The organism is Ensifer sesbaniae (genome assembly GCF_013283665.1).
Classification (GTDB): domain Bacteria; phylum Pseudomonadota; class Alphaproteobacteria; order Rhizobiales; family Rhizobiaceae; genus Ensifer; species Ensifer sesbaniae.
Genome location: NZ_JABEKU010000003.1, coordinates 247906 through 263753, shown reverse-complemented (window position 1 = coordinate 263753; position 15848 = coordinate 247906). Strand labels below are relative to the sequence as shown.

The window sequence follows — 15848 nt, the reverse complement described above, 5'->3', positions numbered from 1 at the left end:
TGCTTGCTTGACCCGGGCCTGAAGGGGCGCGGGAACTGCAGCCGTTGAACAGCGAATGCCTTTGCCTTCGCTCGGCCTGATGATGGCGTCACGGGCAGGGAGAGAATTGTTCAAGGGCCCGGGCGCGTCCAGTTACAAACGGCCGGCGCTGCTCACGTTTACGTCACCGCCCTCGACAGAGAACGAGGAATTTGGACGCTCAACGGCAAAGGCCCCGGCATCGCTGCCGGGGCATCACAGTGTCGTATCCCTCTATTCGGCGGGGTGGGGCGCCGGTTCGGTCACCACCGCCGATTTGCGCCGCCGGAACGACCGCAGCGCGACGTAGAAGACCGGTGTCAGGAACAGGCCGAGGAAGGTCACGCCGAGCATGCCCGAAAACACCGCGGTACCGAGCGACTGGCGCATTTCCGCGCCGGGGCCGGTCGCGATCATCAGCGGCACCACGCCGAGGATGAAGGCGAAGGCCGTCATCAGGATCGGTCGGAGGCGCAATTGGCTTGCCTCCACCGCCGCCTCGATCGGCGTCTTGCCCTCGTCCTCGCCCTGTCGTGCGAACTCGACGATCAGGATCGCGTTCTTGGCCGCAAGGCCGATCAGCACGATCAACCCGATCTGGGTCAGCACGTTGTTGTCGAGACCGCGGACGAACACGCCGACCAGCGCCGCGAGCACGCCGAGCGGCACGATCAGGATGATCGCCAGCGGCAAAACCCAGCTTTCATATTGGGCCGAAAGCGCCAGGAACACGAAGACGACCGACAGCGCGAAGATGAACACTGCGGTATCGCCGGTCTGGCGTTCCTGGAAGGCGAGTTCCGTCCACTCGAAGGTCGTGCCCTGCGGCAGGATCTGGGCGGCGAGTGCCTCCATCTTGTCGAGGGCCGTACCCGTCGAAACGCCGACCGCGGGGTTGCCTTGGATCGGCACCGACACATACATGTTGTAGCGCTGGACCAGCGTCGGGCCGGCGGTATCGCGGATCTCGACCAACGTACCCATCGGCACGAGCGCACCGGTCGCGGAGCGAACCTTCAGCGCGAGGATATTGTCACGCTCGACGCGGTACTGCTGATCGGCCTGCGCCCGCACCTGGTAGACACGGCCGAAGGCGTTGAAGTCGTTGACGTAGGAGGTGCCGAGATTGATCGACAGCGCCTCGAAGATGTTGGGGATCGGCACGTTGAGCGTGCGCGCCTTGTCGCGGTCGATCGCCAGGAAGTATTGCGGGCTCGAGGCCGAGAAGGTGGTGAAGACGCCCGTCAGCCCCTCCGTCTGGTTGGCGGCACCCATCATCTGATAGGCAAGCCCCAGCGCCCGGCGCATGTCCGAGTTCTGCCGGTCCATGATCTGCATCTTGAAGCCGCCGGAATTGCCGATGCCGCGCACCGACGGCGGCGGCACGGCGATGATGAATGCCTCCTGGATGCTCTGCAGGCTGCCATAGAGCTGGCCGATGATCTGGTTGGCGCCCTGCCCGTGCTTCAGCCGTTCTTCGAAACTCTCGAACGAGGCAAAGACCACGCCCGAGTTGGACGCGTTGGTAAAGGTCGCACCGTTGAAGCCGGCAAAGGCAACGGCGCTCTTCACTCCAGGAACGTCCTGGATGATCTTCGACGCCCGCTTGACCACCGCGTCGGTGCGGTCGAGCGAGGCACCATCCGGGAGCTGGATGACGACGATTGCGTAACCCTGGTCCATGGTCGGCACGAAACCGCTCGGCACGATCTGCGCCATGTACCAGGTGGCCCCGAGCAGGCCCACAAAGACGAGCAGCGCCGCGGCCACCGCCGTCTTCGTCGAAACCAGCCTGCGCACGATCCAGGCATAGCCCTCGGCCATCCGGTCGAAGCCGTTGTTGAAGCCGTTGGCAAGCGACCGACCGAAACGCGTCAGCGGATTGCGGCTCTCGTGATGTTCGTTCTCATGCGGTTTCAACAGGATTGCCGCCAGAGCCGGCGACAGCGTCAGCGAGTTGAAGGCGGAAATGACGGTCGCCACCGAGATCGTCACGGCAAACTGCAGATAGAACTGGCCGGCAATGCCGGGAATGAAGGCCGTCGGGACGAAGACGGCGGTCAGCACCAGCGAGATGGCGATGACCGCGGCCCCGACCTCGTCCATGGTCACGTGCGAGGCCTCGCGCGGGGTCATGCCGCGCGCGAGATTTCGCTCGACGTTCTCGACGACGACGATCGCATCGTCGACGACGATGCCGATGGCCAGCACCAGGCCGAACAGCGTCAGCATGTTCAGCGAGAAGCCGAAGGCGTAGAGGAACGCGAAGGTGCCGACCAGCGACACGGGGATCGCGACGATCGGAATGATCGCCGTGCGCCAGGATTGCAGGAAGACGAGAACGACGATGGCAACGAGCAAGGCCGCCTCGGCGATCGTCTTGTAGACCTCGTTGATCGATTCCGAGATGAATTCGGTCGGGTTATAGACGATCCGGTATTCGAGCCCGTCCGGGAAATCCCGCGAGACGTCGGTCATCACCTTCTGGATCTGCTCGGCGGCATCGAGCGCATTGGTGCCTGGCCGCGAGAAGATGCCGAGCGCCACCGCCGGACTGCCGTCGAGATAGCTGTTGTTGACATATTCACGCGCGCCGAGCTCGACGCGCGCAACGTCCTGCAACTGCACCAGACGGCCGCTTTCGGTCGCCTTGACGATCACGTAGCGGAACTGCCGTGCATCGCTGAAGCGGCCGTCGGTGGTCACGGTATACTGGAAAGCGCTGTCGCCCGGCGCCGGCGGGCCACCGATCGAGCCGCCGGAGACCTGCACGTTCTGCTCGCGCAGCGCCTGCACGACGTCACCGGCAGTCATGCCGTAGGCCGAGAGTTTCTCCGGGTCGAGCCAGACGCGCAGCGCATATTCGCGCTCGCCGAACAGGATGACGTCGCCGACGCCGTCGAGCCGCACCAGCAGGTCGCGGATGCGCGTACGCGCATAATTCGAGACGTAGAGCTGGTCGTAGCGCTCGTTCGGCGACAGCAGATGCACGACCATCATCAGGTCGGGCGAGCTCTTCGCCGTCGTGATGCCGATGCGCCGCACCTCCTCGGGCAGCCGCGGCTCGGCGATGGACACGCGGTTCTGCACCAGCACCTGCGCCTGGTCCAGGTCGGTGCCGAGCTTGAAGGTGATCGTCAGCGCCATCGAGCCGTCGGCGGTCGAATAGGAGGACATGTAAAGCATGTTCTCGACGCCGTTGATCTCCTGCTCGAGCGGCGTCGCCACGGTATTGGCGACCGTGTCCGCGTCCGCGCCGGGATAGGCGGCCCGAACGACGATGGTCGGCGGGGCGATCTCCGGATACTGCGCCACCGGGAGCTGGAAATAGGCGATGCTGCCGACGATCAGGAAAACGATCGACAGCACCGATGCGAAGATCGGTCGGTCGACGAAGAAGTGAGCGAACCTCATTGCTCCGTCCTCGTCGCTTGCGCTTCAGAGGGAAGCTGAACCATCTCCGGCTTCACCTTGGTACCGGGACGCGCCCGCATCAGGCCGTTGACGACGATGGTCTCGTCACCGGTCATGCCGCTGCGGATGACGCGATAGCCGTGCAGCTTCGGCCCGAGCCGCACGGGCTTGGTCACCACCGATCCGTCTGCCGTCACCTCGTAGACGATCCGCTCGTTCTGGTCGGCGCCGATCGCCTCATCGGGAATGAGCACTGCCTTGTAGGTGTTCGAGCCTTCGATCTGCACGCGGCCGAAGAGACCGGGCTGTAGCACCAGCTTCGGGTTCTCGAGACGGGCGCGCACGCGCATGGTACCGCTCTGCGGGTCGACACGGTTTTCGGCAAAGTCGAGCTTGCCCTTGAACGGCTCCTCATTGGAGTCGGCAATGGTGACCAGCACCTCGAGCGCACCGCCACCTTCCTGCAGCGCGCTGCCGCGTTCGCGCGCGACCCGTGCGTAGGAGAGCAGCCGCCGCTCATCGACGTCGAAATAGAAGTCGATCGGATCGAGCGAGACGATCGTCGTCAACACGGTCTGGTCGGCCTGGACGAGGTTGCCCGGCGACAGCAGGCGTCGGTCGACGCGGCCGCTCAGCGGCGCGGTGATCGTGGTGTAGTCGAGATCGAGCTTGGCACGCTCGACCGCCGCTTCCGAACCGCGCACCAGCGCCTGCGCCGAAAGCAGTTCCCGGCGGTGATCGTCGAGCGTCGAGATCGACAGCGTGCCCGTGCCCGTCAGCGATTGCGTCCGCTTGAACTGCGCCTCGGCGAATGCCAGCGTCGAGCGTGCCGATTCGAGCGTCGACTCGGCCTGGGAGAGGGCCGTGCGATAGGGGCGCTGGTCGATGACGAAGAGCCTGTCACCCTTCTTCACCAGCGCACCATCGGTGAAGTTGACCTCATCGAGATAGCCGCCGATGCGGGCGCGAACCTGCACCTCGTCGACCGGCTCGAACCGGCCGATGAATTCGTCACTGTCGATCACGTCACGCACGACCGGCTTGGCGACGGTCACGACGGGCAATTGCGCGTCCTGCGCTTGAGTACCAACAGCGGAAAGAAGGGAAAGAGAAGCGCCGACGATCATCGGCAAATGCCACTTAGACAACATGCACGCCCTCCGAATGCACTTTGGATCGCGACGAGAAGCCGACCGAGCGACCACCGCAACCGCTTTGAATACTTCAGAGCGGGACATGGCGGAAAATCGCCGCATTACCCTTCCGCTCCGCACAAATCCTCGGATCGGCAGCGATCCAAGAGGCAAAGTCGCACAAGCAATTAAATGATACAGCGGTCTCCGCTCTCGGCCGGCGAACGCTATTGGATCGAGATCGCCGGGCAGAGAGCGCCTGCTCCCGATTGTCCGGTGACGGCAGCACAGGTCCGCAATCCAAGACTGCGGACGGTATTCGTTACTGGAAAACACTCGAATACATCACGCCCCGGCCCGGCGTGACCTCGCGATAACCTGCCATCATTTGATGGGGTTGTCACCTTGAAAAAAATCAATTCCCGGAAGGCGATAACGGGCAGGGCGCGCCTCAACCAGAAGCGCGTTCGACCAACCGGAATTGCTGCCGGCTTCGCCCTAGGACCAGAAATCCGGGATCGTCTCGGCCAGCCGCGCACCGAGGCGCAGCGGCGCGATCTTTTCGGCGAGCCCGGTGCGGTCGGAGATCTCGACGCCGAGGCCGCAGATGGTCGCGGGGCCGGAAGCGGCCTCAAAACGCCCCTTCGGCATTTTCGAGATGAAGCGGTTGAGCGGCTCTTCCTTGTCCATGCCGAGCGAGGAGTCGTAGTCGCCGCACATGCCGGCGTCGCTCATATAGGCCGTACCGCCATTCAGGATCTGGTGGTCCGCGGTCGGCACGTGCGTATGCGTGCCGACCACGAGGCTGGCGCGGCCATCGACGAAATGGCCGAAACATTGCTTCTCGCTGGTCGCCTCCGCATGGAAGTCGAAGACGATCGCATCCGCCTGCTCGCCGAGCGGGCAGGCATCGAGGATCGCCTCGGCCGACTTGAAGGGATCATCGAGTTCCGGATGCATGAAGACGCGGCCCATGATATTGGCCACCAGCACGCGAGCGCCGTTGCGGGCGAAGAACAGGTTGGAGCCACGCCCCGGCGTGCCGGCCGGATAGTTGGCCGGGCGCAGGAACTGGTCGTGCCGCTCGCAGAAGACGACCGCCTCCTTCTGGTCCCAGACGTGATTGCCCGTCGTCACCACATCGGCGCCGGCATTGATCGTCTCGAGAAAAATGTCTTCGGTGATGCCGAAACCGCCGGCAGCATTCTCGCCGTTGACGATGACGAAATCGAGCTTGAGGTCACCGATCAGCCCCGGAAGCCGTTCCCAGACCGCCTTACGGCCCGTCTTGCCCACCATATCTCCCAGAAACAGAAGCCTCATGCTCGCTCAAATCCCACCAGGTCAAGCCCCGGGGCAAGCGCTTCAGCGATTGTGGCGTCCGGAACTGCGTAAAACAAAGAGATAGAGCGTCTACACGATCCCGACCGCGCAGGAAACGCCTTAGATGAAATGCGGGAAAACCGGGAAACGGCCTATTGCTCCCGCCTTTGCGATATCAACGTGTTAGGTCATCCCACGATCTCGGCGAATTAAGTCAGAAATGCCGAAATCCGCTCTCCGTGAGCACGGCGTCCAGTGCAACGTCGTGCGGTTCGGCCGGAATGGACGCCACTTCCTGGCAGTCGAAGGCGATGCCGATCAGCTTCGGCAGGTGCCCCTTGTTGCGCAACCGGTCGATGGCGCGGTCGTAATAGCCGGCACCATAGCCGATGCGATGACCGGTCGAATCGAACGCGGAAAGCGGTACGAGCATGATATCCGGATCGACTTCCGGTGCCTCCGGACCGGGCCCCGTGGTGCCGAAGCCCGTGGCGATGACATCGGCACCGTCGAGCAATTCGCGGAAAATGATCGTGTGCTTGTCCACGATCGCGGGCAGGCAGAGCCGGGCGCCGCGTTGCTTCAGCCGTGCCATCAGCGGCCGGATGTCGACCTCGGAGCGGATCGGCCAGAAGCCGGCGACAATGTGTCCGGGATCGATCGCGATGACGTCGCCGGCATGATCGGCCATGGTCAGGCTCGCTTCGATCCGCATCTCCGGCGACATTGCATCGCGCAATGCCAACTTCTCCTTGCGCAGTGCTGCCTTCAAATCCCTCGGTGACATCAATTCCTCGCCTGCAAACCCACCGCCCGCTATCGTCGCCGGAGAAAATCACTTCCCGAAATGGCACAAGTCCATCATCTGTCGCCGATTCCCGGGCCGGCTACCAGCCTGTTTACGCGATCGCGCCTTTCGCTCACCCACCGGCATCGCCGCATTTGCAGCAGTTTGCGACAATCATGTCACCCCCTTCCCGGTTCGGCACAGCATTAGCCTTCCATTCATCATGGGCAAGGGTTCCGCTTTCACGAAACATGGCGCACGTGCAAATAAGGTCACGATTTCAAATAATTAGCAGGAACTAATGCCCGTGTTCGATGTATGGACGCGCTCCTGCAGGCAGCAGTGGAAAAGCCGACGTCCATGAAGGACCAGATGAGTGAACTCGACCCGTTGGAACTGCGTTGCCTGACCCTCGCCGCACGCGGCCGCACGCGCCAGGACATGATGCGCGAGACCGACATTCCGCTCGATCGGATCGACCGGGCACTAACCGATGCCATGCGCAAGTTGCAGGCGAGCAATCTCGCCGAAGCGGTGTTTCGTGCCGCCAGGCTCGATCTCATCTCGTAATCCCGGAGCGGCGCGCAAAATCGCTCAGAGCAGCCAGTGCGACCGGTAGACGGCGTCTCTCGGCGGCGGTTGCATAGGCGCCATATCGCCTGCCTCCTGACAGATCCCCGCATCGCGCAGGAGCGCCGGCCTACCTGTCGGAACGGTCACAGACGCCGCGGGAAACAGGAGTTCGCAAGACCATTGCACCGCTCGGCGGCGGACTGCGATGGAGGTTTCGGAAAAGGCAAAGACGGCAAGCACGCTCATCGGGAATGCCCCTGCGCAAGGTGATCGGATCAGCGATCTTCGCCCTCGCATTGACATCTGACAAACGAATTGCAAGCATGGCTGCCATCAGAACTTCTGATGGATAGAGCCATGTCCCTTGCGCTCGACAGCGATTTGCTCAGGACCTTCCTTGCGGTCGTCGACGCCGGCAATGTCACACGCGCCGCCAATATCGTCGGGCGCACGCAGTCCGCCGTCAGCATGCAGATCAAGAAGCTCGAGGACATGCTCGGCGACGCGCTGTTCGAGCGCCACTCGCGTGGCGTCGTGCTGACGCCGCAGGGATTGCGATTGCTCGACAATGCCAGACGCATCGTCACGCTGCTCGACGACACCGCCGCCGCGATGCGCCAGCCCGCTCTCGACGGCACGGTCCGGATCGGTATCCCCGAGGAATACATCAACTCCACCCTGCCGAAAGCGCTTGGAACCTTCGCCGCCATCCATCCCGGCGTCGAGGTGACCGTTCAGCAGGGCGCTTCGATGACCAACATCGCAGCACTGGAAGCCGGCGAGCTCGATCTCGCTGTCGTCTTCGAGCCCGGCGGGCGCACGAAGAACGAAGTCCTGATGATGGACCCGACCGTCTGGGTAACCTCCGAGCAGCACCGCACCGACGAGCGGCGACCGCTGCCGATCGCCACCTATACCTATCTGGAAGGCGGCTGGTGCGACGACCTCGCCCAGCGCAATCTCAGGAAATGCCGCCTGGAAAGCCGCGTGGCCTATGTCAGCCGCACGAGCGGCGGCATGATGGCAGCGGTGGTGTCGGGGCTCGCCATTGCGCCGCTCGCCCGCAGCAGCATTCCGGCCGGGTGCCGCGAACTGACGGCCGACGACGGCTATGAGGTGATCGACCACTCGAACGTCGTATTGCGGATATCGAAAGCGGGGAACGGCAAGGACCGCATCGTCGAGGCCATGGCCGACGCCATTCGCCGGGCGTTCGCCGGAGATTGAAAGGTCGCCCGAAGGGGAGAAAGTGCGATCCACGACGACCGATGGAGAGTTTACGATCCCGGGTGCCTACTAAGTAGGTGGGCGCCGTGTGTCCGAACCCACAGGCTCGGCCAGGGACAGCTCCCTTGAGATCGTGTATGGCCCCGGGGATTGTGGTTCCTGTCGGGAAGCGCAGACCGCGGTCGATATATAAAGTGTCTCGCGGCTTCGCGCCAGAGGCTTGCCACCGAAACCTTTAGCTTGCCGCTGTCGTGGCGCGGCCGTTCAGCTTGGCGGCAATGCTGTGAATCTGCGCGGTGACTTCGCTGAGCGCAGAGGCCAGCGCCTCCTCGCTCTTCATCTGGTCGGAAAGCGCGGCATCGCGACCATGCGTCAGATTGCCGACCTCGGCCTCGAGACTCTTCAGCCGGCGATTGACCTCGCTGAGTTCGTCCATGACCATGATGCCCGCCATGACGGTGAGGCGCAGATCGCCGATCTCGCCGAACTGGCTCTTGAGGTGCCCGACATACTGATCGAAGTTGGTGGCAAGCTCGATCAGATGATCTTCCTGCCCTTCCTCGCAGGCCATCCGGTAGGCCTTGCCGTCGATCGATACTGTCACCTGCGCCATGTCGCTTATTCCTAGCGGTCGAGCACCGCCCGAATGGTTTCCATCGCCGTCACGAGGCGACGGGAAACCTCGCGGTTGACCTCCTCGAGTCGATTTGCCCGGAACTGCGACTGATCGAGCTCCTGTGCAAGCCGCGAGCGGTCGGTGTTGACGCGCCGCACCTCGCTCTCGAACTCGCCGAAATCCCGTTCCCTGTCAAACCGACCGTCGATCGCATTCTCCAGGGATTGCACTGCGTTCCGCAGTTCATCGATCGCCGCTTTGACAGTCTTTGCCGGCATGTGTTCCGAATACCTCGCCCGTGAGGCCGAATCGCCCGAATCCCGTCCGCCGCTTCGGCTCGATCTTTTTTAAACCTATTACGCAAGTCTCAACAATGCCAAGCTCCGCAAACAACTACGGAAGCTGTGGATGGATTACGTAGCCGGCTTTCTTCAACGGCAGTGCGAAAGCTCTGTTGCATTGCGAGACAAGGAGCGGGACGACCTGTCGTCAAATGGCCGCGGAAGGCCCGTATTTATTGACTCGCACGGCGCACCTGCTATGTGTCAGCCGCTTCTTGCGCGGTCTTTGGAGGATAGAGACCGTTCCCTGACCACCGAACGCAAAACGGAACAGTCATGATCTCTCGCGAAAAACACGACCGGATGGCAAATGCGATCCGTTTCCTTTCCATGGATGCCGTCGAGAAGGCAAATTCCGGCCACCCCGGCCTGCCCATGGGCGCAGCCGACATAGCGACAGTCCTCTTTACGCGCTATCTGAGCTTTGACCCCAAGAACCCCTCCTGGCCAAACCGCGACCGCTTCGTGCTGTCGGCCGGCCATGGCTCGATGCTGCTCTATTCGCTGCTCTATTTGACGGGCTACGAAGACGTCACCATCGACGAGATCAAGAATTTCCGCCAGCTCGGCGCCCGCACCGCCGGCCACCCGGAATACGGCCACGCCGCCGGCATCGAGACGACCACCGGTCCGCTCGGCCAGGGCATTGCCAATGCCGTCGGCATGGCGATCGCCGAGCGCAAGCTGCGCGACGAATTCGGCTCCGACCTGATGGAGCACTATACCTACGTGCTCGCCGGTGACGGCTGCCTCATGGAAGGCATCAGCCAGGAAGCGATTTCGCTCGCCGGCCACCTGAAGCTCAACAAGCTGATCGTCTTCTGGGACGACAACAACATCTCTATCGACGGTCCGATCTCGATCGCCGACTCGACCGATCAGCACGCCCGCTTCCGCGCCTGCAACTGGAACACCATCTCCGTCGATGGCCATGACCCGGATGCGATCGCCGCCGCGATCGAGCAGGCCCAGAAGTCCGACAAGCCGACGATGATCGCGGCCAAGACGACGATCGGCTTTGGCGCACCGAACAAGGCCGGCACCCACAAGGTCCACGGCTCGCCGCTCGGCGCCGAGGAAATCGCCGCAACCCGCGAAGCGCTCGGCTGGGAGTCCGAAGCCTTCGTCGTTCCCTCCGACGTGCTCGACGCCTGGCGTCTGGCCGGCCTGCGTTCGACCAAGGCGCGCAAGGAATGGGAAGAGCGCCTGGAAAAGAGCGAGGCCGAAAAGAAGGCCCAGTTCAACCGCCGCTTCTCCGGCGAACTCGAAGGCCGTCTTGCCTCGGCCATCGACGACTACAAGAAGAAGCTTGCTGAAACCAAGCCGTCGCCGGCAACCCGCAAGGCTTCCGAAGACGCGCTCGAAGTCATCAACGGCGTTCTCGCCGAAACCATCGGCGGCTCGGCCGACCTGACCGGTTCGAACAACACCAAGACGAGCCAGACCAAGTCGATCACGCCTGATGATTTCTCCGGCCGCTATATCCATTACGGCGTGCGCGAGCACGGCATGGCCGCTGCCATGAACGGCATGGCGCTGCACGGCGGCGTCATCCCCTATTCCGGCGGCTTCCTGATCTTCTCGGACTATTGCCGTCCGTCGATCCGCCTCGCCGCACTGATGGGCATCCGTGTCATCCACGTGCTGACGCATGACTCGATCGGCCTTGGCGAAGACGGTCCGACGCACCAGCCCGTCGAGCATATGGCCGCACTTCGCGCCATCCCGAACCTCCTGATGTTCCGCCCGGCCGACGCCACGGAAACGGCGGAATGCTGGCAGCTCGCGCTCGAAAGCCACAACCGCCCGTCCGGCATCGCGCTCACCCGCCAGAACCTGATGGCTGTGCGCACCGAGTATGAGGAAGAAAACCTCTGCGCCCGCGGCGCCTACGACTTGATCTCGGCCGCCGACGCCAAGGTCACGATCTTCGCCACCGGCTCGGAAGTCGAGATCGCCGTCAAGGCCTGCCAGGCATTGAGCGCCAAGGGCATTTCCACCCGCGTCGTCTCCGTTCCCTGCTTCGAGCTCTTCGCCGAGCAGAGCGAAGACTACCAGCAGGCGATCATCGGCAACTCGCCGGTCAAGATCGCCGTCGAGGCCGGCATCCGCCAGGGTTGGGATCACTTCATCGGCAGCGACGGCGCCTTCATCGGCATGTCGTCCTTCGGTGCCTCCGGTCCCTACAAGGACCTTTACAAGCACTTCGGCATCACGCCCGAGGCGGTGGTCGCCGCTGCGGAAGCGAAACTCGCCTGATCAAGTTGCGGGGCGCGCCGAAGGGCGCGCCCCGCTTTTTTCGTACCACGTCATACAGACAGGGAGAGACCCCATGACAGTAAAAGTCGCCATCAACGGTTTTGGCCGCATCGGTCGCAACGTGCTCCGCGCGATCGTCGAATCCGGCCGCACCGACATCGAAGTCGTTGCGATCAACGATCTCGGCCCCGTTGAAACCAACGCTCACCTGCTGCGCTATGACTCGATCCACGGCCGCTTCCCGGCCGAGGTCAAGGTCGAGGGCGACACGATCACCGTCGGCGGCGGCAAGCCGATCAAGGTCACGGCGATCAAGGATCCGGCAACGCTTCCGCACAAGGAACTCGGCGTCGACATCGCGATGGAATGCACCGGCATCTTCACCGCGCGCGACAAGGCTGCAGCACATCTCACCGCCGGCGCCAAGCGCGTCATCGTTTCGGCTCCGGCCGACGGCGCTGACCTGACGGTCGTCTACGGCGTCAACCACGACCAGCTGACCAAGGATCACCTGGTCATCTCCAACGCTTCGTGCACGACGAACTGCCTGGTTCCGGTCGTCAAGGTTCTGAACGACGCCGTCGGCATCGACCACGGCTTCATGACCACGATCCACTCCTACACCAACGACCAGCCGTCGCTCGACCAGATGCACAAGGATCTCTACCGCGCCCGTGCTGCGGCCCTATCGATGATCCCGACCTCGACCGGCGCCGCCAAGGCCGTCGGCCTGGTTCTGCCGGAACTCAAGGGCAAGCTCGACGGCACGTCGATCCGCGTCCCGACCCCGAACGTCTCGGTCGTCGACTTCAAGTTCGTCGCCAAGCGCAACACGTCGGTCGAGGAAATCACCAACGCCATCAAGGCTGCCGCCAACGGCGCGCTGAAGGGCGTCCTCGGCTACACGGAAGAGCCGCTCGTTTCGCGCGACTTCAACCATGACAGCCACTCCTCGATCTTCGCGATCGACCAGACCAAGGTGATCGAAGGCAACTTCGTGCGTATCCTCACCTGGTACGACAACGAGTGGGGCTTCTCGAACCGCATGGCCGACACCGCCGTCGCCTTCGCCAAGCTCATCTAACGCAGATGTTTCGCGCCCTTTCTTCAAAGACGGTCCGCTGGCGTCCGCTTGAAGGGGAAGGGCTCGAACACCTGACGCTGACATCAATCGATACTGCTGACGGCGCGGTCATCCGCGCCGTTGGCATTCTCATCGGCAACCGCGGCGGCACACCCTACGGCGTGCGCTACCGGATCGATTGCGACGAGACATGGCTGGTTCGGAAATTCATGGTCGACACGACCGATGGCCGGAGCCTGCATCTGCGCTCGGACGTTCCGGGCCAATGGATGACGGCGCGAGGCGCAGCCCTGCCCGAGTTCGACGGCTGCATCGATATCGACCTCGCCGGAACACCCTTCACCAACACGCTTCCGATCCGACGCCTCGGGCTCGACCGCCGGTCCGGCACCGCCAGGCTGAAGATGCTCTACGTGCCGTTCGACACGTTCGAGCCTGTCGTCGACGGCCAGCACTACACCTGCCTCGATGATTTCAGGCTCTACCGCTACGAGGCCGAGGACCGCAGCTTTGCCGCGGACTTGCCCGTGGACGAGGATGGCCTCGTCATCGACTATCCCACCCTTTTCCAGAGACTATCACCGGAGACTATCTGATGACTTTCAAGACCCTCGACGATCTGACCGACATCGCCGGCAAGCGCGTGCTGGTGCGCGTCGATCTCAACGTGCCGGTCAAGGACGGCGTGGTGACGGACGCGACCCGCATCGAACGCGTGGCGCCGACCATCCGCGAACTGTCCGAGAAGGGCGCCAAGGTCATCCTGCTCGCCCATTTCGGCCGCCCGAAGGGTGAACCGGTCGCCGACATGTCGCTGAAGACGATCGCACCGGCGGTCGAAGACGTGCTCGACCAGCGCGTTCACTTCGCGGCCGACTGCGTCGGCGACAAGGCGAACAACGCCATTGCCGAAATGAGCGACGGCGACGTACTACTGCTCGAAAACACCCGCTTCCACAAGGGCGAGGAAAAGAACGAGCCGGCCTTCGTCGAAGCACTTGCCGCCAACGGCGATATCTATGTCAACGACGCCTTCTCCGCCGCGCACCGCGCCCATGCCTCGACCGAAGGTCTCGCCCACCACCTGCCGGCCTATGCCGGCCGCACCATGCAGGCCGAACTAGAAGCGCTGGAAAAGGGCCTCGGCGAGCCGAAGCGGCCGGTCGTCGCGATCGTCGGCGGCGCCAAGGTCTCGACCAAGATCGACCTCCTGCAGAACCTCGTGACCAAGGTCGACGCGCTCGTGATCGGCGGCGGCATGGCCAACACCTTCGTTGCCGCCAAGGGCGTCAATGTCGGCAAGTCGCTCTGCGAGCATGACCTCGCCGACACCGCCAAGGCGATCATTGCCGCTGCCGACAAGGCCGGCTGCGCCATCGTCCTGCCGGAAGACGGCGTCGTCGCCCGCGAATTCAAGGCTGGCGCCGACAACGAGGTGGTCGACATCAACGCGATCCCCGCCGACGCCATGGTTCTCGACGTCGGTCCGAAATCGGTCGCTGCCGTCAACGACTGGATCTCCAAGGCCGAAACGCTCGTCTGGAACGGCCCGCTCGGCGCCTTCGAAATCGCTCCGTTCGACAAGGCGACGGTTGCGGTTGCCAAGCATGCGGCCGCCCGCACCCGCCAGGGATCGCTGGTCTCGGTTGCCGGCGGTGGCGACACGGTCGCTGCGCTGAACCATGCCGAAGTCGCCGACGATTTCACCTATGTCTCGACCGCCGGCGGCGCATTCCTGGAATGGATGGAAGGCAAGCCGCTCCCGGGCGTCGACATCCTCAAGCAGAAGTAAGCCGTGCAACCGGCGCGTGGGGCCATTCCCACGCGCCGGCAATCAAGAAAAAACCTTATTTATTCAATCGATTAAAAAAATTTAAATCGTTTTAGTCGATTTTCTTGCCATTTTCCTGGACAATTTGACCTGTTACTCGCGCCCTTGTTTGGAGCGTGGCGGTTGCCCCGTGCGCCGTCGGTCCGAAACTGTTTCAGTACTCGCCCCGATCCTGGTGATCGGCGCTGTCCAGGGAGAACAACATGAGCGAAAGACTGGAAGACATCGCTGCCGCCATGGTCGCCAACGGCCGCGGGCTGCTCGCCGCCGACGAATCCACGGCAACGATCAAGAAGCGCTTCGATACGATCGGTCTCGAATCCACCGAGACCTCCAGGCGGGACTATCGCGAGATGCTGCTGCGCGCCAGCGAGGCGATGCGCAAGTACATTTCCGGCGTCATCCTCTATGAGGAAACCCTGTTCCAGCATGCGGTCGACGGCACGCCGCTCGTCGACATCATCCGTGCCGCCGGCTCTATCCCCGGCATCAAGGTCGATGCCGGCGCCAAGCCGATGACCAACTTCCCGGCCGAGACGATCACCGAGGGTCTCGACGGCCTCGCCCAACGGCTGACGAGATATTACGAGGCGGGTGCGCGCTTCGCAAAGTGGCGCGGCGTGATCTCCATCTCCGATACGTTGCCGAGCGCAGGTGCCGTTCGCGCCAACGCCCATGCGCTCGCCCGCTATGCCGCCCTTTGCCAGGACGCCGGGATCGTGCCGATCGTCGAGCCCGAGGTGCTGATGGACGGTGCGCCGGGCGACCACTCGATCGATCGCGCGGAGCACGTGACGGAATGGACGCTGCGCACCACCTTCGAGGAACTGGCGGCGATGCGCGTCAAGCTCGAAGGCATGATCCTGAAGCCCAGCATGGTGATCGACGGCAAGAAGGCGCGCAAGGCTTCGGTCGCCGAAGTGGCCGAACGCACGATCAAGGTGCTGAAGCGCACCGTGCCTTCGGCCGTTCCTGGCATTGCCTTCCTCTCCGGCGGCCAATCGACGGAAGAGGCAACCGCCCATCTTTCGGCGATGAACGCCACCCGCGACCTGCCGTGGAAACTCACCTTCTCCTATGGCCGCGCGCTGCAGCAGGAGGCGCTCAACGCCTGGCACGGCAAGGCCGACAACATTGGTGCCGGCCAGCGCGCCTTCTCGCATCGCGCCGAGATGTGCAGCCTCGCAGCCAAGGGCGCGTGGAACAAGGGTCTCGAGAAGGCCGCATAAGGCTGAGGAACCG

At 63.3% G+C, this 15848-nt stretch carries 13 protein-coding genes and 1 other RNA gene; 7 read left to right on the top strand and 7 right to left on the bottom strand.

What is annotated here, in order from left to right; genetic code table 11:
• Positions 1-252: 252 nt before the first annotated feature.
• From BHMPCIPO_RS29805 to BHMPCIPO_RS29790, 4 genes are all read right to left on the bottom strand, one after another.
• The gene (locus BHMPCIPO_RS29805) at positions 253-3432 is read right to left on the bottom strand and encodes an efflux RND transporter permease subunit (protein ID WP_173520436.1); all 3180 of its coding nucleotides are present in this window, start codon (positions 3430-3432) and stop codon (positions 253-255) included.
• Positions 3429-4583: an efflux RND transporter periplasmic adaptor subunit gene (locus BHMPCIPO_RS29800; RefSeq protein ID WP_173520435.1), complete on the bottom strand. Its 1155-nt coding sequence runs from the start codon at positions 4581-4583 to the stop codon at positions 3429-3431. The genes BHMPCIPO_RS29805 and BHMPCIPO_RS29800 overlap by 4 nt, the downstream gene beginning before the upstream one ends.
• Positions 4584-5063: 480 nt before the next feature.
• Positions 5064-5888, bottom strand: coding sequence for a TIGR00282 family metallophosphoesterase (locus BHMPCIPO_RS29795; protein WP_173520434.1), 825 nt, complete (start codon positions 5886-5888; stop codon positions 5064-5066).
• Positions 5889-6102: 214 nt separating this feature from the next.
• Positions 6103-6675 carry a 5-formyltetrahydrofolate cyclo-ligase gene (locus BHMPCIPO_RS29790; protein WP_173520433.1) on the bottom strand — a complete coding sequence of 191 codons (573 nt, stop codon included), beginning with the start codon at positions 6673-6675 and terminating at the stop codon, positions 6103-6105.
• Positions 6676-7035: 360 nt separating this feature from the next.
• Here BHMPCIPO_RS29790 and BHMPCIPO_RS29785 point away from each other — a divergent pair, with 360 nt between their 5' ends.
• On the top strand, positions 7036-7245 hold the full coding sequence (locus BHMPCIPO_RS29785; protein ID WP_173520432.1) for a helix-turn-helix domain-containing protein: 210 nt from the start codon (positions 7036-7038) through the stop codon (positions 7243-7245).
• Between the two features lie 360 nt (positions 7246-7605).
• The gene (locus tag BHMPCIPO_RS29780; RefSeq protein WP_173520431.1) at positions 7606-8475 is read left to right on the top strand and encodes a LysR family transcriptional regulator; all 870 of its coding nucleotides are present in this window, start codon (positions 7606-7608) and stop codon (positions 8473-8475) included.
• A gap of 22 nt (positions 8476-8497) precedes the next feature.
• Here BHMPCIPO_RS29780 and ssrS read toward each other — a convergent pair.
• The 3 genes from ssrS to BHMPCIPO_RS29765 form a co-directional block, all read right to left on the bottom strand.
• Positions 8498-8656, bottom strand: a non-coding RNA gene (gene ssrS, locus BHMPCIPO_RS29775) — 6S RNA.
• A 54-nt stretch (positions 8657-8710) separates the two neighbouring features.
• A complete protein-coding gene (locus BHMPCIPO_RS29770; protein WP_173520430.1) occupies positions 8711-9088 on the bottom strand; it encodes a cell division protein ZapA in 378 nt (125 codons plus the stop codon).
• 11 nt (positions 9089-9099) lie between these two features.
• Complete coding sequence (locus BHMPCIPO_RS29765) at positions 9100-9369, bottom strand: DUF4164 domain-containing protein (protein WP_065375262.1); 270 nt, start codon at positions 9367-9369, stop codon at positions 9100-9102.
• 339 nt (positions 9370-9708) lie between these two features.
• Between BHMPCIPO_RS29765 and tkt the strand changes: the two genes are divergently transcribed.
• The 5 genes from tkt to BHMPCIPO_RS29740 all read left to right on the top strand — a co-directional run bounded on the left by tkt (position 9709) and on the right by BHMPCIPO_RS29740 (position 15835).
• Positions 9709-11691 carry a transketolase gene (gene tkt / locus BHMPCIPO_RS29760; RefSeq protein ID WP_173520429.1) on the top strand — a complete coding sequence of 661 codons (1983 nt, stop codon included), beginning with the start codon at positions 9709-9711 and terminating at the stop codon, positions 11689-11691.
• A gap of 73 nt (positions 11692-11764) precedes the next feature.
• Complete coding sequence (gene gap, locus BHMPCIPO_RS29755) at positions 11765-12775, top strand: type I glyceraldehyde-3-phosphate dehydrogenase (protein WP_173520428.1); 1011 nt, start codon at positions 11765-11767, stop codon at positions 12773-12775.
• Between the two features lie 5 nt (positions 12776-12780).
• Complete coding sequence (locus BHMPCIPO_RS29750; protein ID WP_173520427.1) at positions 12781-13371, top strand: putative glycolipid-binding domain-containing protein; 591 nt, start codon at positions 12781-12783, stop codon at positions 13369-13371.
• Positions 13371-14567, top strand: coding sequence for a phosphoglycerate kinase (locus tag BHMPCIPO_RS29745; RefSeq protein ID WP_173520426.1), 1197 nt, complete (start codon positions 13371-13373; stop codon positions 14565-14567). Before BHMPCIPO_RS29750 ends, BHMPCIPO_RS29745 begins: the two co-directional genes overlap by 1 nt.
• Positions 14568-14809: 242 nt before the next feature.
• A complete protein-coding gene (locus BHMPCIPO_RS29740) occupies positions 14810-15835 on the top strand; it encodes a class I fructose-bisphosphate aldolase (RefSeq protein ID WP_173520425.1) in 1026 nt (341 codons plus the stop codon).
• Positions 15836-15848: the final 13 nt, after the last annotated feature.

What these genes read in the sequence shown, in the direction of transcription:
- BHMPCIPO_RS29765 (WP_065375262.1), bottom strand. Translation starts at nt 9,369, where the DNA reads ATGCCGGCAAAGACTGTCAAAGCGGCGATCGATGAACTGCGGAACGCA.
- BHMPCIPO_RS29790 (WP_173520433.1), bottom strand. Translation starts at nt 6,675, where the DNA reads ATGTCACCGAGGGATTTGAAGGCAGCACTGCGCAAGGAGAAGTTGGCA.
- tkt (WP_173520429.1), top strand. Translation starts at nt 9,709, where the DNA reads ATGATCTCTCGCGAAAAACACGACCGGATGGCAAATGCGATCCGTTTC.
- BHMPCIPO_RS29740 (WP_173520425.1), top strand. Translation starts at nt 14,810, where the DNA reads ATGAGCGAAAGACTGGAAGACATCGCTGCCGCCATGGTCGCCAACGGC.
- BHMPCIPO_RS29800 (WP_173520435.1), bottom strand. Translation starts at nt 4,583, where the DNA reads ATGTTGTCTAAGTGGCATTTGCCGATGATCGTCGGCGCTTCTCTTTCC.
- BHMPCIPO_RS29750 (WP_173520427.1), top strand. Translation starts at nt 12,781, where the DNA reads ATGTTTCGCGCCCTTTCTTCAAAGACGGTCCGCTGGCGTCCGCTTGAA.
- BHMPCIPO_RS29780 (WP_173520431.1), top strand. Translation starts at nt 7,606, where the DNA reads ATGTCCCTTGCGCTCGACAGCGATTTGCTCAGGACCTTCCTTGCGGTC.
- BHMPCIPO_RS29785 (WP_173520432.1), top strand. Translation starts at nt 7,036, where the DNA reads ATGAAGGACCAGATGAGTGAACTCGACCCGTTGGAACTGCGTTGCCTG.
- BHMPCIPO_RS29770 (WP_173520430.1), bottom strand. Translation starts at nt 9,088, where the DNA reads ATGGCGCAGGTGACAGTATCGATCGACGGCAAGGCCTACCGGATGGCC.
- BHMPCIPO_RS29745 (WP_173520426.1), top strand. Translation starts at nt 13,371, where the DNA reads ATGACTTTCAAGACCCTCGACGATCTGACCGACATCGCCGGCAAGCGC.
- gap (WP_173520428.1), top strand. Translation starts at nt 11,765, where the DNA reads ATGACAGTAAAAGTCGCCATCAACGGTTTTGGCCGCATCGGTCGCAAC.
- BHMPCIPO_RS29795 (WP_173520434.1), bottom strand. Translation starts at nt 5,888, where the DNA reads ATGAGGCTTCTGTTTCTGGGAGATATGGTGGGCAAGACGGGCCGTAAG.
- BHMPCIPO_RS29805 (WP_173520436.1), bottom strand. Translation starts at nt 3,432, where the DNA reads ATGAGGTTCGCTCACTTCTTCGTCGACCGACCGATCTTCGCATCGGTG.